The organism is Kushneria sp. AK178 (assembly GCF_053903105.1).
Map to the genome: position 1 here is coordinate 3,158,114 of NZ_CP096381.1, position 21,003 is coordinate 3,179,116.

Annotated in this window: 14 protein-coding genes, 1 tRNA gene and 1 riboswitch; of the genes, 3 read left to right on the plus strand and 12 right to left on the minus strand. The window is 62.3% G+C overall.

Going from position 1 to position 21,003, the window contains the following annotated elements; all coding sequences use genetic code 11:
* Positions 1-33 precede the first annotated feature (33 nt).
* The 8 genes from M1D97_RS14580 to M1D97_RS14615 all read right to left on the minus strand — a co-directional run bounded on the left by M1D97_RS14580 (position 34) and on the right by M1D97_RS14615 (position 10,678).
* Positions 34-129 (minus strand) — tRNA-Sec (locus M1D97_RS14580).
* A 51-nt stretch (positions 130-180) separates the two neighbouring features.
* Positions 181-2,115 (minus strand): selenocysteine-specific translation elongation factor, encoded by a 1,935-nt coding sequence (gene selB / locus M1D97_RS14585; protein ID WP_456268422.1) that lies wholly within the window; start codon positions 2,113-2,115, stop codon positions 181-183.
* The gene (gene selA / locus M1D97_RS14590) at positions 2,112-3,530 is read right to left on the minus strand and encodes an L-seryl-tRNA(Sec) selenium transferase (protein WP_456268423.1); all 1,419 of its coding nucleotides are present in this window, start codon (positions 3,528-3,530) and stop codon (positions 2,112-2,114) included. The genes selB and selA overlap by 4 nt, the downstream gene beginning before the upstream one ends.
* Before the next feature lie 271 nt (positions 3,531-3,801).
* Positions 3,802-4,743, minus strand: a complete 942-nt coding sequence (gene fdhE, locus M1D97_RS14595) for a formate dehydrogenase accessory protein FdhE (protein ID WP_456268424.1) — start codon at positions 4,741-4,743, stop codon at positions 3,802-3,804.
* A complete protein-coding gene (locus M1D97_RS14600; RefSeq protein ID WP_456268425.1) occupies positions 4,721-5,437 on the minus strand; it encodes a formate dehydrogenase subunit gamma in 717 nt (238 codons plus the stop codon). Before M1D97_RS14600 ends, fdhE begins: the two co-directional genes overlap by 23 nt.
* Positions 5,434-6,381 carry a formate dehydrogenase subunit beta gene (gene fdxH / locus M1D97_RS14605; RefSeq protein WP_456268426.1) on the minus strand — a complete coding sequence of 316 codons (948 nt, stop codon included), beginning with the start codon at positions 6,379-6,381 and terminating at the stop codon, positions 5,434-5,436. The genes M1D97_RS14600 and fdxH overlap by 4 nt, the downstream gene beginning before the upstream one ends.
* Positions 6,382-6,391: 10 nt before the next feature.
* Complete coding sequence (fdnG, locus tag M1D97_RS14610; protein WP_456268427.1) at positions 6,392-9,469, minus strand: formate dehydrogenase-N subunit alpha; 3,078 nt, start codon at positions 9,467-9,469, stop codon at positions 6,392-6,394.
* 360 nt (positions 9,470-9,829) lie between these two features.
* Positions 9,830-10,678, minus strand: coding sequence for a UDP-2,3-diacylglucosamine diphosphatase (locus tag M1D97_RS14615; RefSeq protein WP_456268428.1), 849 nt, complete (start codon positions 10,676-10,678; stop codon positions 9,830-9,832).
* Positions 10,679-10,851: 173 nt separating this feature from the next.
* Between M1D97_RS14615 and M1D97_RS14620 the strand changes: the two genes are divergently transcribed.
* Both M1D97_RS14620 and polX read left to right on the plus strand, forming a co-directional pair.
* Positions 10,852-11,976 (plus strand): glycerol dehydrogenase, encoded by a 1,125-nt coding sequence (locus M1D97_RS14620; RefSeq protein WP_456268429.1) that lies wholly within the window; start codon positions 10,852-10,854, stop codon positions 11,974-11,976.
* Positions 11,977-12,127: 151 nt separating this feature from the next.
* A complete protein-coding gene (gene polX, locus M1D97_RS14625; protein WP_456268430.1) occupies positions 12,128-13,840 on the plus strand; it encodes a DNA polymerase/3'-5' exonuclease PolX in 1,713 nt (570 codons plus the stop codon).
* Positions 13,841-13,954: 114 nt separating this feature from the next.
* Here the strand turns inward: polX and ahcY are convergent, their stop codons facing one another.
* From ahcY to metK, 3 genes are all read right to left on the minus strand, one after another.
* Entirely contained in the window at positions 13,955-15,358 is a 1,404-nt protein-coding gene (gene ahcY, locus M1D97_RS14630; protein WP_456268431.1) for an adenosylhomocysteinase, read from the minus strand.
* Positions 15,359-15,372: 14 nt separating this feature from the next.
* Positions 15,373-15,454: riboswitch (S-adenosyl-L-homocysteine riboswitch) on the minus strand.
* A gap of 144 nt (positions 15,455-15,598) precedes the next feature.
* Complete coding sequence (locus tag M1D97_RS14635) at positions 15,599-16,864, minus strand: cation:proton antiporter (RefSeq protein ID WP_456268432.1); 1,266 nt, start codon at positions 16,862-16,864, stop codon at positions 15,599-15,601.
* 145 nt (positions 16,865-17,009) lie between these two features.
* A complete protein-coding gene (metK, locus tag M1D97_RS14640) occupies positions 17,010-18,230 on the minus strand; it encodes a methionine adenosyltransferase (RefSeq protein ID WP_456268433.1) in 1,221 nt (406 codons plus the stop codon).
* Between the two features lie 328 nt (positions 18,231-18,558).
* On the opposite strand from metK, the gene M1D97_RS14645 reads away from it, so the two are divergent.
* The gene (locus M1D97_RS14645) at positions 18,559-19,563 is read left to right on the plus strand and encodes a lactonase family protein (protein ID WP_456268434.1); all 1,005 of its coding nucleotides are present in this window, start codon (positions 18,559-18,561) and stop codon (positions 19,561-19,563) included.
* Between the two features lie 55 nt (positions 19,564-19,618).
* On the opposite strand, the gene M1D97_RS14650 is transcribed toward M1D97_RS14645, so the two are convergent.
* A complete protein-coding gene (locus M1D97_RS14650; protein ID WP_456268435.1) occupies positions 19,619-20,938 on the minus strand; it encodes an MFS transporter in 1,320 nt (439 codons plus the stop codon).
* Positions 20,939-21,003: the final 65 nt, after the last annotated feature.

Consider the following 21,003-nt stretch of genomic DNA (forward strand, 5'->3'; position numbering starts at 1 on the left):
CAGGGAGCGATTTTATCGCGAAACACAAAGCGATGGCGGAAAGGCGTGGGAGTCGAACCCACCAGGGACTGCTGGCAGCCCCTCTCGGGTTTGAAGCCCGAGCGCCCCACCGGGGAACGAAGCCTTTCCGAGGTCAGACAGTTTCAGCACGTGTTACAACGTGGCCGCATGATAGCCTAATTAATGCCACATGTCGGCCCGGCGCACGATGTGATCATCACGCACCCGCCGTGTATAGCCGATTCGATCAAAAAATTCGAGAATCAGAACCGCCAGCTTGCGCCCGACCCCCAGCCGGTCGCGGAAGCTTGCCACATGCGCGGCACCCTGCTGCGTTTCAATTTCCCGGATCATGTCGGCCATATCAGATACGGCGCGGGCCAGAAAGAAATGGTCCCGACGCACGTGATAAACACGCCCCAGTCGGGCCGCCGCGGTCAGCACCTGGCGCACCCGCGCCTCTTCGATATTTTCCAGTCCGGCCAGGTCACGCACGCGGGGCGGGTCGAAGGGCGCCTCGGCCAGTCGGGGCTGCAGCTGCTGCCAGAGGGTTTCATCCTCGGTGGACAGCGCCGCCTGATGCGCCGGCAGCGACAGGAAAGGCCCCTGCTGCTTCAGCACCCCATCGCTCATCAGTGGCTGGAGAATCTGACGAAACAGCGCGCTGGGCATGTTCGGCACCACCTGACGACGCAGGCGTTCGCGCTCGGTGCCCAGCATGGCCGGCTCACGCTCGTGGTTTTCGGTAATCACCTCGACAATGCGCGTACGCAGACGCTCGAGCATCTCGGGTGAAAAGGCCCGCATGTCCTGCCCCGCGCTGATGACCCGGGCGCCCAGCGCCTCGAACTCGCGGGCCAGCGAGGCCGGTGTGCGATTGAAATTGCGCGCCAGACCACGAACATCCGGGCCGTCCTGACGCAGGCTCAGGGCCACCCGAAGCGGCTCGGCCAGGGCCATGGTGCTGCCGGCACTGCCCATGACCGCCTGACGACAGCTTTCCAGCCACTGCAGCCGCGCCGGCGAGCGCTGCCCGCGGCGCGGCGGCGTGCCATCAAGCACGACGGCACCGCCGATGGTATGCCGTGCTCCGTGGTCCCGGACGATGACCCGATCCCCCATGCAGGCATGCAGCGGCGTTTCCAGAATCATCTGCGCCAGCATGCGCTGGCCGGGCAGCAACTGCTGCCCTTCCAGCAGGGAAATACGCCCGATGACATGCGATGCCCCCAGGTGCAGATGCACACCCGACCAGTGACTCAAGGGCGGCGCATCCTCGAGAAGCTCCAGGGCGATATCCACGCGCGTCAGCGCCGGCGTGGGCAGCGCCTGTGCCACCACCCAGTCACCGCGCTGCACGGTTTCCCGGTCGATGCCGGGGCCGGCCAGATTCAGTGCCAGCCGGTCGCCCTGACGAGCGTGTTCCGCCACCCGACCCTGACGACGAAGTCCCCGGACGCGCGCCTCATGGTCCGAGGGAAACAGCCTGACGCTGTCACCGACCGCAATGTCGCCGGCCACGACCGTGCCTGTCACCACAAGGCCCGAGCCGGTCTTGGTAAAGGCGCGATCCACGGCCATGCGGAAGTTGCCCTGCACCACCTCGGCCTCATTGGCCCGGGCCCGCTGCCAGAGCGTTTCCTTCAATGCAGCAACGCCCTCGCCGGTGCGGCTGGAGACCTCCAGAACATGAGCGTCTTCCAGCGGCGAACCGGCCAGCAGCGCCCGGATCTGCTCGTGCACCGCTACCAGCCGCTGCCGGTCGACCAGGTCACACTTGGTCAGTGCGACCACGCCGCGACCGATACCCAGCAGACGCAGTATCTGCATGTGCTCCCGGGTCTGTGGCATGACGCCATCATCGGCGGCCACGACCAGCAGCATGGTGTCGATGCCCGCCACTCCCGAGAGCATATTGTGGATAAAGCGCTCGTGGCCGGGCACATCGATAAAGCCCAGTTCGACATCGCCGACCATCTCCGGATAGGCGTAGCCGGCCTCGATGGTCAGACCGCGCGCCTGCTCCTCCTGCAATCGATCGGTGCTGATACCGGTCAGCGCGTGAATCAGGGCTGTCTTGCCATGATCGACATGGCCTGCCGTGCCTACAATCATGATCCGCTGTCCTCGTCGAGCGAGAGATGGCAGAGCTGGTCCACAAAGGCGCGCTCATCGAGCTCGCTGTGCAGACAGCGCAGGTCGAGCCACAGGGCGCCGTCGTGCAGTCGTCCGATCACCGGTCGCGGCAGCTGCCTGAAGGCGGCCTCGATCCGGCGCAGCGCGCGCTCGCCGAAACGGCGCTCATGGGCGGGCGGCGCGATGACCAGCGCCCGGCTGGGCAGACGATCCACCGGCAGCGCCCCGCTGCCCAGCTGGCTTTTGCATGTTTCGATACTGACCTGCATGCGGGGCAGCTGCTCGGCCAGAACGGGCTGCAGGCGCTCTGCCGTGGCCGCGATATCGGTTTCATGGCGGGTCAGCAGTGCCAGGGTCGGAATATCGCGCGCGATGTCGTCACTGTCCCGGTACAGCTGCAGGGTGGCTTCCAGCGCCGTCATGATCAGCTTGTCCACCCGCAGCGCCCGCTTGAGCGGATGGCGGCGGATGCGATCGATACAGTCACGGCTGCCCACGATCAGACCGCACTGCGGACCGCCAAGCAGCTTGTCGCCGCTAAAGGTCACGACATCCGCACCGGCCTCGATGCTCTGTCGGGGGCGGGCCTCGTCGGGCAGCCCCAGAGCAGCCATGTCGGTCAGGGCGCCGCTGCCCAGATCCACGATAAAGGGTACTCCGCCGGCGTGTGCGATGCGGGCCAGTTCGCTCTCCTCCACGGCGGCCGTGAACCCTTCAACGGCGTAATTGGACGTGTGCGCCTTGAAGATCATGCCGGTGGCATCATTCATGGCCTGCTCGAAATCGCGTGAATGCGTGCGGTTGGTCGTGCCGACTTCGCGCAGATAACAGCCGGAGGTATGCATGATGTCGGGCAGACGAAACGACCCGCCGATCTCGATCAGTTCGCCACGCGAAATCACGGCTTCGCGACCGGCCCCCAGCGCCGACAGCGTCAGCACGACGGCCGCAGCGTTGTTATTGACCACGGTGGCCGCTTCGGCGCCGGTCAGCTCACACAGCAGCGACTCGACGACCTGGTCGCGATCGCCCCGGTGCCCGCTGTCGACGTCGTATTCCAGTGCCAGTGACTGTCGGGCGGCCCGCGTCATGGCCTCGATGGCGGACTCGGCCAGCGGTGCCCGCCCCAGATTGGTATGAATGACGGTGCCGGTCAGGTTGAACACGCCCGGCGCGCGGGAAGCGGCCAGTGTCCGGGCTCGGTCAAGCGCCTTCGCGGCCAGCTGCGCCGGATCGAGAAGCGCCTCACCGGGCCGGGAGAGACGCTCGCGTTCACCGGTCAGCAGCTCGCGTACGGCACGCCGTTTGAGACGATGGCTGACCGACGAACGCTCCATCACTGGATGAGACAGCAGCACATCAACCGCCGGCAGGTAACGTCGCGGGTCATCCATCAAGGGCTCCTTTCATGGGCGAGCGTGTCTGGGATAAACACATGTCTCATTCTTCAATGCATGCCCCATCATCCACTCACGCACCGGCGACAGGACAGGCAACAATCTGCTTGGAATCGGACCATACGGTACACCATCAATCAAGTCGGCCATCATCCCTTAAAAAAGTGTTGAGACAAGCCTCGAGGCGCTTTTGCAGAGAATGTTTCGCTATAACAAAATAAAAAAACGCGCTCATGATGAGCGCGTTCGAGACAGGCGAGGCGGGTCGTCACCCGGCAACCAGCCAGGGATTATAGCTGCTGCGTCCGATATCACGCTCGTTGGCGATCATGATATCCAGCCCGAGACTGGCCAGATCGTCCGCCAGGGCATCGGCATCCACCTCGGTGTCGAGATGCACGATCTTCACATAGCTCTCACAGGCACCGCAGGTTTCTGCCCTGACCGGGAGCGGGCGCTTGCCGTCTTCGCCTTCAAGACCGACATAATCGAGCTTGCCGGTTTCAAAGCAGGTCGTACAGCGCGCCCGTTCCATGTACCACTCGGTGGCACAGATCGAGCACTGCATATAGCGCACGCGTGACCGCTCACGCCCGACCTGGATGAGGCTGGCCACCGGCAGCGCACCGCAGCAGGGGCAGACCGTCTGCGCCGTGCCCTCTGCCCGCTTTGGAGGCCGCGGCAGGGCGCTGCTCTGACGCAGCCAGGCCACCTGCAGCGCCGCTGCGACCAGCGGCATGAAGGCACGGGTCTCTTCCGTGCCGCTGCCGGCCCCGAGAACCTCCGAGGCGATTGCCTGTCGTGTCGTCTGATCCAGCTCGCGCAGCTGGCGGATCAGCTGCTGCTGCGCCTGCCCCACGTTGAGCTCCAGTGCATCGCAAATCGCCTCCAGATCCGCCTGCCAGTCCAGATCCGCCTGCAGCGATTGCACCGACAGGGGCGGCATGCCGTGCTCCAGCGCCAGATCAAAGGCCTGACTGTCGGGGGCAAAGGTGCTGGTACGCTTTTGCAGGACCTGATGCTGGGCCTGCGCCAGACGTGCGGCGAAACCGAGGAAATCGGCCATCGAGCGCATGCGCCGGGACAGATCGCGCAGGCGGCGCGCCCGGTGACTGAAAAGACGCCGCTCGGGCAGCACCACAGCGGGGGGTTCAACCACCCCGCCGGGGGCCGTACCGTAATCATGTTCAGCCTGATGTTCGGCCGTCATGGCGAGCTCCGTGATGGGATGTCGTGTCACGCCCGTGAGCGTTCTCGTCTCCCGCGCGCTGCGAAGGATCCTTCATCTCTTCTTCATACCAGAGGGGATGATGATGCTTCGCCCAGGCATGCGTTACCCGCCCGCGGGTCATGGCCTTGACCGATCCCTTGACCCAGATGGCGGCATACACATGCACGATGATGGTGGCAATGCCGACAAAGGCGGCCAGAGCGTGCACAAGGCTGGCCACGCGGATCAGCGGAATGGGGAAGAAGCCGGCAAACCAGGGCCGCCACATGATCACACCAGTGATCAAAAGCACCGGAATGCAGATGACCAGCGCCCAGTACACCATTTTCTGGCCCGGGTTGTACTTGCCGATGGCCGGCAGCTTGTCATCCCGGTTATTGAGCACATCGCCCATCTGGCGCATCCACTGCACATCGTTTTTCATCAGCATGTTGTACTTGAGCTGTCGTACCGCAATGATGACGAACAGCACAAACAGCACCACACCGATGAAGGGGTGCAATACCCGCGACCAGACCGGCCCGCCCAGCGAGTGGCTGAAAAAGAAAAACGGTGGATGAAAGAAGGCAAGTCCTGACAGCGTCAGCAGAACGAAGGCGACTGCCATGGCCCAATGGTTGGCCCGGGTACCAGGGCCGTAACGCAGCATGGTCTTTTGTTTCTTGAAGTTCATGACCGATGCTCCTCTTCACGTGAGACACGATGATGATCATCGTTTTCGCCAAAGACTTCCTCATCCGTGGGCTCTTCCTTCGGGCCCTTGGTAATGTAATGGAAGAAACCGGCAAAGGCCGTGATCCCCAGAATCGCGGACATGATGGGCTTGGTAATGCCCTTCCAGGCACCGACGACCGGCGAAATGCGCGGGTCCTTGGCCAGACCGCTGTAGAGCCCGGGCTCATCGCTGTGATGCAGCACATACATGACGTGCGTGCCGCCCACGCCGGCCGGGTCATAGACGCCGGCCTGCTCATAGCCCCGCTCTTTCAGGTCGTTCACACGCTTGTCGGCGCGCGCCAGCATGTCCTTTTTGCTGCCAAACTCGATGCAGTTGGTCGGACAGGCCTTGACGCAGGCCGGCTCCAGACCGACGTTCACGCGATCAGAGCACAGGGTGCACTTGTAGGACTTGCTGTCCTTTTCCGAGATACGCGGAATGTCAAACGGACAGCCGGTAATGCAGTAGCCGCAGCCGATGCAGTTGTTGGAGTCGAAGTCGACGATGCCGTTGGCATACTTGACGATTGCCCCCGGGGCCGGGCAGGCCTCCAGGCAGCCCGGCTCGGCGCAGTGCATGCAGCCATCCTTGCGGATCAGCCAGGACAGCTCCTTCTCCCGGCTGACGTCATCACCGCCCACGAAGTCCGTTTCCACTTCGTTGAAGCGCATCACCGTCCATGACTCGGCGGTCAGATCCATGGGGTTGTCATACACCCCATGGCACTCACCCACGTCATCACGCAGGTCATTCCACTCCATGCACGCGACCTGGCAGGCCTTGCAACCGATGCACTTGGAGACATCGATGAGCTTGGCCACTTCTACCACGTCATCGCGGACATGCGGTGCCGGCAGAGTCGTCGCGGAACGGGCAACGATATTTTGTGAGTTGATCATATGCCCTCCCTTATGCCTTCTCGACCTTGACGATGAATGACTTGTATTCCGGTGTCTGGGTATTGGCATCACCCACGACAGGCGTCAGGGCATTGATCAGATAGCCCTTTTTCGCCACGCCGGTAAAGCCCCAGTGAATCGGAATACCCACGTGATGCACGTCACGATCCCCGATGCGCATCGGCTGCATGCGTTGGGTCACCACCGCTACGGCCTTGATAAAGCCGCGGTTGGAGGAGACCCGCACCCAGTCACCCGCCGCCACGCCGATCTCGTCGGCGAGCTGATGGCTGATTTCCACGAACTGCTCCGGCTGCACGATGGCATTGAGCTTTGCGTGCTTGGTCCAGAAGTGGAAATGCTCGGTCAGACGATAGGTCGTGGCTGCATGCGGGAACTCTTCCCGAGTGCCGAGCGCCTCGCGATCCCCGTCATATATCCGGCCGGCCGGGTTATTCTTCGCCAGTGGATTGTTCGGATGCAGCGGGTTGTTATCGATCGGCGACTCAAAGGGTTCGTAATGCTCCGGGAACGGACCGTCCACCATGCTCTGGCCGCCGAAGAAATTGCCGCCGCCGGAGGGCTGCATGATGAACGGGCCCTGACCCTTTGCCGGATCGGAGGTGATCGGGAAATCCGGAATATCGGCACCCACCCAGCGACCCTGCTCGCTGCTCCACCACACGAACGCCTTCTCGCGACCCCAGGGCCTGCCCTGCGTATCGGCACTGGCACGGTTGTAGAGCACGCGGCGGTTGGCCGGCCATGCCCACGCCCAGCCCAGCGTATTGCCGGTACCGTACGGGTCGGAGTTGTCGCGCCGCGCCATCTGGTTGCCGTCCTGCGTCCAGCAGCCGGAAAAGATCCAGCAGCCCGAGGCAGTACGGCCATCGCCTGTCATTTCGGAGAACCCGGAAAGCAGCTCACCGGCGCGACGGATCACATTGCCGTTGTCATCGGTCAGATCGACCAGCGCACGCCCGTTGTACTCCTGCGCCAGCTCTTCCGAGGAAGGGGCTTCGGGAATGTCGTAGTCCCACTTCAGATTCAGGATCGGGTCGGGGAAGACACCGCCCTCCTGCCGATACAGCTCACGAAGCCGAATGAACAGATCCCCCATGATGCGGGTATCCGGGCGCGACTCGCCGGGCCCCTGCGCGGCCGCCCAGTGCCACTGCAGCCAGCGGGCACTGTTGACGATCGAGCCGTCATCCTCGGCAAAACAGGTCGTGGGCAGACGAATGACCTCGGTCTGGATCTGCGACGGATCCACATCATTGTATTCGCCGTAGTTCTTCCAGAACTCGCTGGTTTCGGTATTCAGCGGGTCCATGACGACCAGGTACTTCAGTCGCGACAGGCCTTCGGTCACCTTCTGGCGGTTGGGGAACGACGCCAGCGGGTTGAAGCCCTGACAGAAGTAGCCGTTGATCTCGCCCTTGTGCATGCGCTCGAAGGTATCGAGAACGTCATACAGCGGTCTGGAGAGCTTGGGCAGCCAGTCAAAGCACCAGTTGTTCTCCTCGGTGGCGGCATCGCCGAACCAGGATTTCATCAGGCTGACATGGAATTTCTCGTAGTTTTTCCAGTACGAGACCTCGCCTTCCAGAATCGGCTGCTTGGCGCGCTTCTGGATATACGCGGGATAGTCCTGCTCGGCAGCATTGGCCAGGCTCATGTAGCCCGGCAGCAGCTGCGACAGCAGCCCCAGATCCGTCAGCCCCTGGATGTTGGAGTGGCCACGCAGGGCGTTGACGCCCCCACCCGGCATGCCCATGTTGCCCAGCAGCAGCTGGACCATGGCCGCGGTACGAATGATCTGCGAGCCGATGGAGTGCTGCGTCCAGCCCAGCGCATAAAGAATCGTCATGGTCTGGTGCGGCACGGCCATTTTGCCGATTTCCGCCCAGATATGCTCGATATGCTCTCGGGGCATGCCACAGATGCTCGACACCGTATCGATGTCATAGCGGCTGTAGTGCTCGCGCATCAGCTGATAGACGCACCTCGGGTGCTGAAGCGACATGTCACGCACGGCGTAACCGTCATCGCCCAGCTCATACATCCAGGACGACTTGTCGTCGTAGGCGCGCTTTTCGGGGTTGTAGCCGGTGAAGATACCGTCTTCGAAACCATAGTCTTCACGCACCAGAAGCGAGGCATCGGTGTAGTGAAGCACGTATTCATGCTGAATCTGATCGGTCGTGATCAAATAGTGAATCAGACCGCCCAGAAACGTGATATCGGTTCCGGTACGAATAAAGGCCTTGTAGTCGGCGACTGCACAGGTACGCGTATAGCGCGGATCAATGCAGATCAGCTTGGCCTTGTTGTGCTCGATGGCCTCGGTGACCCAGCGAAAACCCACGGGGTGAGCTTCGGCAGAGTTGCCGCCCATCGAAAGAATCATGTTGGCATTGCGGATGTCGACCCAGTGATTGGTCATGGCACCGCGACCGAATGTTGGGGCAAGACCTGCCACCGTCGGTCCGTGTCAGACGCGCGCCTGGTTGTCGAACGCTACCATGCCAAGATTGCGCACCACCTTGTGGGTGATGTAGCCGGCTTCGTTGGAAGCGCCGGAGGCGGCCAGAAAGCCGGAAGTCGTCCAGTGATTGACGGTCTGGCCGCTCTCGTCACGCTCGACGAAGTTGGCATCGCGGTCATCCTTGATGTGACGTGCGATCTTGTCGAGTGCCTCATCCCAGCTGACGCGCTTCCACTCATCGGAGCCCGGCGCGCGGACCTGCGGATACTCGAGGCGGCCTTCGCTGCGCACGAAATCCAGCAGCCCCGAGCCTTTCGGGCACAGGGAACCACGGGATACCGGATGGTCCGGGTCCCCCTCGATGTGGAAGATTTCCTGGCGGACGTTCTTGGAACCGTCGCCATGGCTGTAGATCAGGATGCCGCAACCCACCGAGCAGTAGGTGCAGTTGTTACGGGTTTCCTTGGCGTGCGTCAGCTTGAAATGACGCACGGACGCCTCAGCCGACTCCGGGGCGAACCCCATCATCGCCATGCTGGAAGAAGCAACACCTGCCGCCCCCAGCTTGAAGAACTGTCTTCGGGTTACATTAACCGTCATGGGTCAATCTCCTCATCGCCTGCCGGATACCAGCTGTCAGGGGGCAGGCGTCATGCTTGAACATCGGCCCGGGGGCGCGATGCGGCCGGTCACTGTTTATCGGCACGACACTACCGATTATTGATACGTCCCATGCCTGGGATGTTTTTTATCGGATACTGCAAAGAAGGGGATCGGGATCGGATGACGCCCGTGGCGTCGTGAAGACAAAATGTCGCACAAACCGATCTTCCGGGACATTCTACGTTTGGTCATCGTCGGGTTTCAAAAGTAAACGTCACTATTTTTTAACGCTTTTCAAAACCCGATTAAATTCAGTCTGTTATATTCGAAGCGCGATGACCCGGTCATAATGCTTTTTTAATCCCGGGCCACGGCGGTCTCCTCATCGGCCAGCCAGTCCTCCGCTTCGGTCTTTTCACGCTGCCCCGACGGCGGTCTCGGATCGTCCACCAGGGTCCTGTTTTGCCAGTCGACCAGACGCAGCCGGCCATCAAACTCCTCGACCAGCGCCGTGCAGTTTTCGACCCAGTCGCCGTCGTTGCAGTAGACGAAGCCTTCACACTCACCGAAAAACGGAATGTGAATGTGGCCGCCGATATAGCCATCCACATTTTCGCGACGCACGCGCGCCAGCGCTGACTGACGAAAGGCGCCGGCGAAGTGCTTGACGTTGCTGGACCGGCGCTTGAGCGCCGCCGACAGCGACCAGTACGGGCGCCCCATCCGGCGACGCGCCTGTACTGTCCAGCGGTTGGTGCGGCGCATGGTGTGAAGCGCCATCTCGCCGACAACCAGCTTCCAGCGGGGCGCCTTGAAGTGGCCGTCGAACTCGTCGCCATGGCTGACCAGCAGCCGCCTGCCGTCTCGGGTGACGTGCACGGCGTCGCGGCGGACCTCGATGCTGCGAAAGGTCTCGCCACAGAAGGTGCGAAAGGCGGCGTCGTGATTGCCCGGGATGTAGATCACCTCGCAGCCGGTACGGGCCAGCCGCAGGATGTGGCGCACCAGCCGCTGCTGATGAGCATCCAGGACCGAGATGGCCCGGCGCTTCATGGCAATCAGATCAAAGACATCCCCGACCAGATACAACCGCTCCGGGCGCACCTGCTGCATTAAATGAAGCAGCAGAATGGCCTGCGCATCGGGGGTCCCCAGATGAAGGTCAGAGACAAACAGGGTGCGTACATTGGGCCGCATGGCCATCATGATCCTCCGGACACTCTTGACAACGCCCACCGGCATCAGCCGAACTTTGAGCCAGAACCCTCAATTATCGACATAACACCGAGCTACGTCGAATTGCCGCATTCCGGCCATCCCCCGAATGACTACGCTGTCAGTGCAGGACAGGATAAATCCCCCTTTCAAGGAGACCTTCAATGTCTGCGCCCAGCGAAAAAGTCTTTATCAGTCCCGCCCGCTATGTCCAGGGGGCCAACACACTCTCCCGCGCCGGCCACTACGTGTCGCAGCTGGGTCGGCAGGCGCTGGTCATTGCTGACGATCTTGTCTGGAAGATGGCAGGCGAGACGTTGAGCGACAGCCTCAAGGGCAGCGATATGCGCTTTGAACGGGCCATCTTTGAGGGCGAATCCTCCACTGCCGAAATCGACCGGCTCATCGAACAGGGCGAGCGGTACGGGGCCGATGTGGTCATCGGCTTTGGTGGCGGCAAGACGCTCGATACCGCCAAGGGCGTGGCCGACAGGATGAACGCGGCCTGCGTCGTACTGCCCACCACCGCCTCAACGGATGCCCCGACCAGTGCGCTGTCGGTCATCTACAGCGACGAGGGCGAATTCGAATCCTACCGCTTCTATGACAGGAACCCCAACCTGGTACTGGTCGACACGGCCATCATCGTCAAGGCACCGCCGCGCTTTCTGGCCTCCGGCATTGCCGATGCGCTGGCCACCTGGGTCGAGGCGCGTGCGGCCATTCGAACCAGCGCTACCAACATGGCCGGCGGCCAGACCACCATTCTCGGTCAGACCATCGGCGAGAAGTGCGAAGAGGTGCTCTTTGATCACGCCCTGCTCGCTTATCAAGCCAACGAAGCCCAGATCGTCACGCCCTCCTTTGAGGCCGTGGTCGAGGCCAATACGCTGCTCAGCGGGCTGGGCTTTGAAAGCGGCGGTCTGGCCGGGGCACACGCCATTCATAACGGCTTTACCGCCCTGCACGGCGAGATTCACGAACTCACCCACGGCGAAAAGGTCGCGTTTGGTACCGTAGCGCAGCTGATTCTGGATCAGACGTCCCAGGCCGAGCTGGAAGAGTACCTGGATCTCTACCTGGCCCTGGGGCTACCGGTGACGCTGGAAGCGCTCAAGCTCAAGGACGTCAGCGACGACGACCTGTATCGCGTGGCCGAGGCCGCCCTCAAGGAAGGGGAGTCGATTCACAACCTGGCCTACTCGCTCACGCCGGATCAGGTTGTGTATGCCATCAAGGCGGTCGATGTTCATGCCCGTGCCTACATGGAAAAGCTCGGCTGGGAGTAATCAGCCGCCTCTCAAAAGGGCCGCCCGGCGGCCCTTTTTGATGCCTGCCATCGACCGCTTTTGATGTCATGCAACCAAAAGGGACCAGGGGCCCGCTATGCTGACAGCACCCCTGACCCTTTTCATGTGACCGGATCGAAGGCCGAGACTCATGCAAAACGCCGATATTGCCCGCACCCTTGAGCGCCTGGCGAACCTGCTGGATATCGAGGGGGCCAACGCCTTTCGCGTGCGCGCCTATCGCAGTGCCGCACAGACCATCGGCGCCCACCCTTGCGCCCTGCAGGAGATGGTAGCCCGTGACGAGGCGCTTACCGAGCTGCCCGGTATCGGCCGCGATCTGGCCGACAAGATCACCGAGCTGATCAACACCGGGCGCCTGTCGGTACTTGAAGAGGCCGAAAAGCGCCTGCCGCCCGGGCTGCTACAGCTGATGCGCGTCAGTCAGCTGGGCCCCCGCCGCGTGCAACAACTTCACGAGGCACTGGGCATCGACAGTCTCGAGGCCCTAAAAAAGGCTGCCCGGGAGGGGCGGATCAGCGCCCTTGACGGCTTTGGCCAAAAGACCGAAGCCGGCATTCTCAAGGAGGCCGAGCGTCTGGAGGATGCCCCACTACGCACCCGACTTGATGAGGCCCGGCAGGCTGCCGAGGATCTGGTCAGCTGGCTCGAGCGCGCCGACGGCGCACAGCGACTCAGCACGGCCGGCAGCCTGCGCCGCGGGCTGGAGACGGTGGGCGATCTCGACATTCTGGTCAGCAGCGATGACGGCCCGACTCTCATGGCACATCTGATGAGTTACCCGGATATCGCCGAGACCGTCTCTCACGGCACAACGAAATCCACCATTCGTTTGCACTCGGGACTGCAGGTGGATGTTCGCGTGGTGAATGATGAGAGCTTCGGCGCCGCCCTTTACTACTTCACCGGCTCGCAGGCGCACAATATTGCCACCCGCAAAATGGCCACCGAGCGCGGTCTGAAGATCAACGAATACGGTATCTACAGGGGTAAAAAGCAGCTGGCAGGCCGTACCGAAGAAGAGGTGCTGGCCCGGATCGATCTACCCTGGATTGCCCCCGAACTGCGGGAAAACCGCGGCGAGATCGAGGCCGCGCAGAATGGCACGCTGCCCGAACTGGTCACGCTCGACGACATCCGCGGCGATCTGCACATGCACACCACCGCCTCCGACGGCAAGGCAGGCCTGGAAGAGATGGTGCGCGCCGCCAAACGGCGCGGCTATCGCTATATCGCCATCACCGATCACTCAAAGCGCCTGGCCATGGCCAACGGTCTGGATGCCGGACGCCTGCGCGAGCAGATGGCCGGAATCGATGCCCTCAATGACCGGCTGAAAAACTTCACCGTGTTAAAGGGCAACGAAGTCGATATCCTGGAAGACGGCGCACTGGATCTGCCCGATGACGTGCTCCGGGAACTCGATGTCTGCGTCTTCTCGGTACACTCGAAGTTCAACCTGTCCCGCGAAAAGCAGACCAGCCGCATCCTGCGCGCCATGGACAACCCGCACGTCAATATTCTGGCGCACCCCACCGGGCGCATCATCAACGGTCGTGAGGGGTATGATGTGGATATCGAGGCCGTGCTGCGCGGCGCCAGAGAGCGCGGCGTCTTTCTTGAAATCAACGCCCAGCCCGCCCGGCTCGACCTGGCCGAGCACTGGATCCGCATGGCGCGCGACATCGGCGTCAGACTTGCCATCAACACCGACGCCCACGCTATTGATCAGCTGGGCCACATGGCACTGGGCGTGACCCAGGCCCGCCGCGGCTGGCTGGAAAAGGAAGACGTGCTCAACACTCGCACCGTGACCCAGCTCAGGAAACTGATGCGACGCTGACACCTCCCCAGAGCGTAGTGACTTCGCCGGGAAAACCGCTGCACTTTCGTTACCCGACAGACAAACAAAAACGCCGCCCCGACCGGGGCGGCGTTGATGCTTCACCAGAGGTAATCAGTAACGATACTCATCCGGCTTGAACGGCCCTTCCTGCGGCACGCCAAGGTACTCGGCCTGCTTTTGGGTCATCCGGGTGAGCGTGCCACCAAAGCCTTCGACCATGTAGCGGGCGACTTCTTCATCGAGCTGCTTGGGCAGCACTTCCACCGTCACGGCCGGGCGCTCGGCGACCGGGATATCGGCGAATTTGCGCTCGAACAGATGGATCTGCGCCAGCACCTGGTCGGCAAAGGAGCCATCCATGACGCGCGACGGGTGACCGGTGGCGTTGCCCAGATTGACCAGACGGCCTTCGGAGAGCAGCAGCAGGTAGTCATCGCTTGCCGGGTCGAAATTGCCCGGCGTACTGTCACGATAGATCTTGTGCACCTGTGGCTTGATCTCTTCCCAGGCCCAGTTTTCGCGCATGTAAGCGGTATCGATCTCGTTGTCGAAGTGGCCGATGTTGCAGACCACGGCGCCCTTTTTGATCGCACCCAGCATGCCGGCGTCGCAGACGTTGATGTTACCGGTGGTGGTCACCAGCACATCGATTCTGCCCAGCATGGCGGTGTTGAGGTTGCTGCCGGACTCGTCGTTGGTGCCATCGAGATAGGGCGAGACAACCTCATAGCCGTCCATGCAGGCCTGCATGGCGCAGATCGGATCGACTTCGCTGACCTTGACGATCATGCCCTCGTTGCGCAGACCGGCAGCCGAGCCCTTGCCCACGTCGCCATAGCCGATCACCAGTGCCTGCTTGCCGGAGAGCAAGTGATCGAGGCCGCGCTTGATGGCGTCCGACAGCGAGTGACGGCAGCCATACTTGTTGTCGTTTTTCGACTTGGTGACCGAGTCGTTGACGTTGATGGCCGGCACGCGCAGCGTACCCTTGCGCATCATCTCGACCAGACGATGCACGCCGGTAGTGGTCTCTTCGCTGATGCCGTGAATGGCGTCGAGAAGCTCGGGATGCTCATCGTGGAGCATCAGGGTCAGATCGCCGCCGTCGTCGAGCACCATGTTCGGGCGCCAGCCGTCCGGACCCTCAATGGTCTGCTGGATGCACCACCAGAACTCCTCCTCGGTCTCGCCCTTCCATGCAAAGACCGGCGTCCCGGCGGCGGCGATTGCGGCAGCGGCCTGATCCTGGGTCGAGAAGATGTTGCACGACGACCAGCGCACGCTGGCACCCAGCTCGATCAGCGTCTCGATCAGCACCGCGGTCTGAATCGTCATGTGAATGCAGCCGGCAATGCGGGCGCCCTTGAGCGGCTGCTGGTCGCGATACTTGGCGCGGATCTTCATCAGCGCCGGCATTTCGGTCTCGGCGATGCGGATTTCGCGGCGGCCCCAGTCGGCCAGACCGATATCGGCGACCCTGTAATCCTGATTGACGGCGTTTTCGGCAGTAGCCATGAAACACTCCTGGCAGATAGCGGGCGCCGTTGAATCCGGAGTATCCAGCCCGAGCCTCGCAAAACGCCTGGCTTTGCTGCAGCGCCCCTCGGGTGGACATGCCCCTCACAACAATGTGAGGCGCAAAATGCTGGTGCAGATTATAGCGGGCTGTCGGCTTGAATGGTCAACACTGACGACAACGACCGCTTGCCTGCCCTGGTGTTATCGGCACGTCCGCGTGAAACACGAGCATGCCGCTCAGTGATGGCTCGACTCCCCGGATGACGGGTCGACCCCCGGCACGACGCGCCCTACCAGCTTCCCGATGGTCAGCCCCTGCACCAGAATCGAAAACAGCACGATGATGTAGGTAATCATCACGATCGGTTCGCGATACTCGCTTGCCGGCAGACCCAGCGCCAGCGCCACCGAAATGCCGCCGCGCAGCCCGCCCCAGGTCAGCACCCGAACGGTACCGCGGCGATAATCGACCCACTGGCGCATCGCCATCATGGGCAGCCCGATGGTCACCAGACGTACCGCCAGAATAATCAGAATCAAGGGGCCGGCCACCAGCAGATAGCTGCCCTCAAACGGAATCAGCAGAAGCTCCAGCCCGATCAGGACAAACAGCACGGCGTTGAGAATCTCGTCGATCAGCTCCCAGAAGCCATCCACGTAGCGCCGGGTGTTGTCCGACATGGCGTGCTCGCGGCCGCGATTGCCGATGAAAAGCCCGGCAATGACCATCGCGATCGGGCCCGATACCTCAAGCGCGGTGGCCAGCGCGTAGCCGCCCAGCACCAGCGCCAGGCTGATCAGCACCTCGACCTGATACTGATCGATGCTTTTCATCATCTGATAGGCGACATAGCCCATCACCAGACCCAACAGCAGGCCGCCGCCGGCTTCCTCGCCAAACAGCAGCAGTGAATGCGTCGCGGTAAGCTGCTCACCGGCGGTGGCCGCGCCCGCCAGCAGGGTGAAGACCACTACCGCCACGCCGTCGTTGAACAGCGATTCGCCGACGATCTTGAGCTCCATGTCCTCCGGTGCGCCGGCGCTTCGCATGATGCCCAGTACCGCGATCGGGTCGGTGGGCGAAATCAGGGCGCCAAGCACCAGGCAATAGAGATACGGCACCTCGATATGAAAGGTACTGAACAGCCACCAGGCCGCGCTGCCGATCGCCAGCGTCGACACCACCACGCCGATCGAGGCCAGAAAGCCGATCGAGTATCGATAGCGCTTGAGCTTGTCGATATCCACGTGAAGAGCACCGGCAAAGAGCAGAAACGACAGCATGCCGTCCATCAACAGCGCATTGAAGTTGATGCTGCCCAGCCACTGCTCGGTCAGGTCCGTCACCCGGGTGAAGCCCAGATGGTCCAGCGCGATCAGCGCCAGTGACATGACCAGCGCGATCACCATCACACCGATGGTGGCCGGCAGGCGGACAAAGCGGTAGTTGAACCACGAAAACAGCGCAGTGATCGTGACGAAAAGTGCAGCAATATTCAGCATGGGAAACGGGCTCGATCGAGAGGTCGGTCTGTTCGGGATGCAACAGGTGTCCTGAGCATAGCCAATCTTCAGACATAAAAAAGCCCACGCAAGCGTGGGCCTTTCACTCGATGCCGCGATATTTTCTTCGCCTGTCGGACAGTACTTACAGCCCGGCCGCGTCGCGAAGGGCCTCGGCCCGGTCGGTCTTCTCCCAGGGGAAGGCGGTAAAGGTCTCGGTCTGCGTCTCGCCGTTGACGTCACGCCAGGTATAGGTGTGCTCGAACGGCTCGCGCCCGAAGTGGCCATAGGAGGCGGTGAGCTGATACATCGGATGGAGCAGATCCAGCATCCGGGTGATCGCATAGGGGCGCAGGTCGAAATGCTCGCGCACCAGTTCGATGATCTTGTCATCGCCGATCCTGCCGGTACCGAAGGTATTGACCGACACCGAGGTCGGCTGGGCCACGCCGATGGCATAGGAGATCTGGATCTCGCACTTGTCGGCGATGCCGGAGGCCACCACGTTCTTGGCCACATAGCGCCCGGCATAGGCCGCACTGCGATCCACCTTGGACGGATCCTTGCCGGAGAAGGCACCGCCACCGTGGCGCGCCATGCCACCGTAGGTATCGACGATGATCTTGCGCCCGGTCAGGCCGCAGTCGCCGACCGGCCCGCCGATCACGAACTTGCCGGTCGGGTTGATGTGAAAGCGTGTCGACTCGGTAATCCACTCGGCCGGCAGCACATCACGAATGATCAGCTCCTCGACCGCATGACGCAGCTCTTCCTGCGAGATGCTGTCATCGTGCTGCGTGGACAGCACCACCGCATCAACGGCCACCGGCCTGCCATCGTCGTCGTAGCGGAAGGTCACCTGGCTCTTGGCATCCGGGCGCAGCCAGGACAGCGTGCCGTTGCGACGCAGCTGCGACTGACGCTCGACCAGCCGGTGCGAATAGTGGATCGGCGCCGGCATATAGGACGGCGTTTCGTTGGTCGCATAGCCAAACATCAGCCCCTGGTCGCCTGCGCCCTGATCCTCGGGTTTGGAGCGGTCCACGCCCTGGGCGATATCGATGCTCTGCTTGCCGATCAGGTTGAGCACACCACAGGTGGCGCCATCAAACCCGACTTCGGAGGAGGTATAGCCGATATCCGAAATCACGCGGCGCACCAGATCTTCCAGATCCACCCAGGCGTTGGTGGTAATCTCGCCGGCCACGATCGCCACACCCGTCTTGACCAGCGTCTCGCACGCCACGCGCGCCTGCTTGTCCCGGGCAATGAGGGCATCAAGCACGGCATCGGAAATCTGATCGGCAATCTTGTCGGGGTGACCTTCGGATACGGATTCGGAGGTAAACAGGGAGTATTCGCTCATGAAAGCTCTGGGTCCTTTTATCGCTCATTCCTGAGCAGGGAGAGTTAAAAAAGCAGGCCACGTCGTACGCCACGCACGCCTGTCATCGATCCGGATACCGACCTTGTCGACACAGATCAAAAAGTTTACACCCGGTAAACGCAAAGTGCCTAACCAGCCCCCGTGCAGTGTCTTCAAGACCATCACGCACGGCGTTCATGCCCTGTCCGGACGCTCGATGCCTCATGGGTAACGCCCTCAACAAGAGCCGGCCCTGCGATCACAGACTAGATTACAGGGGGTACGGCTGTAATCCTTGTTCCCTACACGTTCAAAAAAGGGTGGGCACATGTCATCACCGCAATCCCTTCTGGCCTATATCGGCTGCGGCGGCGCCGGCGAGATCTGCCTGGTGCGCTTCACCGGCAACCGCCTCGAGCTGCTCGAGCGCGTCACGCTGCCCGGTCTTGAAAAGGCCGGCGGCTCCATGCCGCTGTGTCTGAGTCCGGACCGACGCCATCTGCATGCTGCCGGCCGGGGCACGCCCATGGGCATCTTCACGTTTGCCATCGATGCGCACAGCCATCGTCTCTCGCCGGTATCGACCTTCCCCATCGAGGAGAGTGTGGCCTATCTCGCCTGCACCACGCGGGACAATCGCCTCTACTCGGCCTCCTACCACCACCACCTTGTCACCGCCTACGACATCTCTTCCGAAGGGGGCGTCAAGGGTGAGCAGGCGCGCCGGGCCACCGAACCCAACGCTCACTGCATTCTCCCCGACCCGGAGCAGCGTAACCTGCTGTTCACCAGCCTCGGCGGCGACCGGCTCTACTGCGCCAGTCTCGAAGCGCAGCCGCCCTTTTCCGACACGACCGAGGTGACCCTGCCCGACGGCACCGGTCCCCGGCACCTGATCTTCAACGCTGCCGGTACGCGGCTCTATCTGCTGGGCGAGCTGGATGGCTCCATCACGCTGTTCGACTACGACAGCCGCACCCGGGCGCTGAAGGAGAAACAAAGGGTCGCGGTGGACAAGGGCGAGGCCGACACCTTCTGGGCGGCGGATATTCATCTCGACGCCGAAGGTCGCTATCTCTACGCCTCCGAGCGCAGCAGCTCGCTGGTGACCTCCTTCGAGGTGGATGCCGACAGCGGCGAACTGACGCGCGTTGGCGCCTTCGAGGTCGAAGCGCAGCCCAGAGGATTCGCGCTGGATGCGACCGGACAGATGATGCTGGTGGCCGGCCAGGCCTCACACCATGTCGCGGCCTATCGCCTCGATGAGGGCAGGCCTGAATTCATCGATCGCGTTGAAGTCGCGCAGTCACCGGACTGGGTGGAAATGGCCTGAACGCGGATCAGAAAACGCGCCCGCAGACGCCATTGGCACCTGCGGGCGTTAGCTGTCAGTGGGTTTCGCGGGCTTCTTGCTGCTCGGCCGCGTCGCTTTGGTCCACCTTCAGCCAGTGGAGCATCACGAAGGCGCAGGCGTAGAGCGCCACGAAGGACCAGACCACCCCGGCATTACCGACCAGCGGCTGCATGAGCGCCACCACGCCGGTGCCGAGGAAGATCGCACCGCCGGCCGCGGTGGTGTACATCGCCATCGCCGCGCCCTTGTGGGCGGGTACCAGCGCCGGCATGATCGCCCCCATCGGCACGAAGCCGGCCAGCATGATGCCAAAGACGGTGCCGGCCGCCAGCGAGGCAAAATAGCCCCAGTCGGAGCCGGGCGGCACCATGTGCGGGACGTACCACCACAGCAAAAGCCCCACGGCAGAGCCCACTACGCCGAACCAGCGCACCGTGCGCGTCCAGCCCCACTTGTCCCCCAGCGTCCCGAAGGCGGCGTTGAACAGGATATTGCCGGCATAGACCACCGTGGTCATCAACAGCCAGCGCGACTGCCCCCAGCCCAGATCATCGGCGATCACCGCCGGCAGCACCACAAACATGCCGAACTGCGGTGCGGTATTGATCAGGCGCACCAGAAAGCCCATCGCCACTCGCGGCTCGCGAAAGGTCAGGCGCAGTCCGCTGAGCATTACCTCGGTGCCGGACTCCCCCTCGGGTGCCAGCCGCAGGCGTCCGGTGGGCTCACGCACGCCAAACCAGGCGATCAGAAAGCCCAGCACGACCAGCCCCATCGATGCCCACATGGTGGCCGACTCACCCGGATGGCCGCCGCCGAAGGCGGGAATGGCGATGACCGCAAACAGCGAGCCCAGCGTCGGCAGGCCGCCGGTAAACATCACGTAGAACCAGCCCACTGCGGCGCCGTTGCGGCTGCGCGGCGCCACCGCGTTGATCCAGACCAGAAACGCGAAGGCAAACAGGGGAAAGCCAAAACCGCGAAAGAAATAGCTCAGAAAGACCAGCGTCACCGAATCGATACGCAGTGACAGCAAAAAGAGAATCTCGAAGACCACCCAGATGCCAAAGCCCAGCAGCATGACACGCCGCGGCCCGAACAGATCGGCCAGCGCGCCGGAGAGATAGGAGGCGATCAGCACCGCCAGGCTGTACATGGCAATAATGGTCGGCACCAGGGGGGCGCCGGCCTCGCCGAGCGCGTTGCTCATGTGGGGCGCGATGAAGTTTGACTCGACACCGTTGCCGGTCATGAAGATCAATACACCCAGAAACCCCCAGCGCAGGCTGTGGGGTATTCCGATACGGTCGAGACGGGTCTCGCCCGCCTCACCGGCCACCGCTTTGGTCGTCATTACAAACCCCGTGGGCCGTCGGTCAGGTCATTCACAGATGGCGCACAAAAAACAGCGCGGCGTAT

Bases quoted from the DNA above. Each gene is read 5' to 3' on its own strand.
- selB (WP_456268422.1), bottom strand. From the start codon at position 2,115: ATGATTGTAGGCACGGCAGGCCATGTCGATCATGGCAAGACAGCCCTG.
- selA (WP_456268423.1), bottom strand. From the start codon at position 3,530: ATGGATGACCCGCGACGTTACCTGCCGGCGGTTGATGTGCTGCTGTCT.
- fdhE (WP_456268424.1), bottom strand. From the start codon at position 4,743: ATGACGGCCGAACATCAGGCTGAACATGATTACGGTACGGCCCCCGGC.
- M1D97_RS14600 (WP_456268425.1), bottom strand. From the start codon at position 5,437: ATGAACTTCAAGAAACAAAAGACCATGCTGCGTTACGGCCCTGGTACC.
- fdxH (WP_456268426.1), bottom strand. From the start codon at position 6,381: ATGATCAACTCACAAAATATCGTTGCCCGTTCCGCGACGACTCTGCCG.
- M1D97_RS14615 (WP_456268428.1), bottom strand. From the start codon at position 10,678: ATGATGGCCATGCGGCCCAATGTACGCACCCTGTTTGTCTCTGACCTT.
- M1D97_RS14620 (WP_456268429.1), top strand. From the start codon at position 10,852: ATGTCTGCGCCCAGCGAAAAAGTCTTTATCAGTCCCGCCCGCTATGTC.
- polX (WP_456268430.1), top strand. From the start codon at position 12,128: ATGCAAAACGCCGATATTGCCCGCACCCTTGAGCGCCTGGCGAACCTG.
- ahcY (WP_456268431.1), bottom strand. From the start codon at position 15,358: ATGGCTACTGCCGAAAACGCCGTCAATCAGGATTACAGGGTCGCCGAT.
- M1D97_RS14635 (WP_456268432.1), bottom strand. From the start codon at position 16,864: ATGCTGAATATTGCTGCACTTTTCGTCACGATCACTGCGCTGTTTTCG.
- metK (WP_456268433.1), bottom strand. From the start codon at position 18,230: ATGAGCGAATACTCCCTGTTTACCTCCGAATCCGTATCCGAAGGTCAC.
- M1D97_RS14645 (WP_456268434.1), top strand. From the start codon at position 18,559: ATGTCATCACCGCAATCCCTTCTGGCCTATATCGGCTGCGGCGGCGCC.
- M1D97_RS14650 (WP_456268435.1), bottom strand. From the start codon at position 20,938: ATGACGACCAAAGCGGTGGCCGGTGAGGCGGGCGAGACCCGTCTCGAC.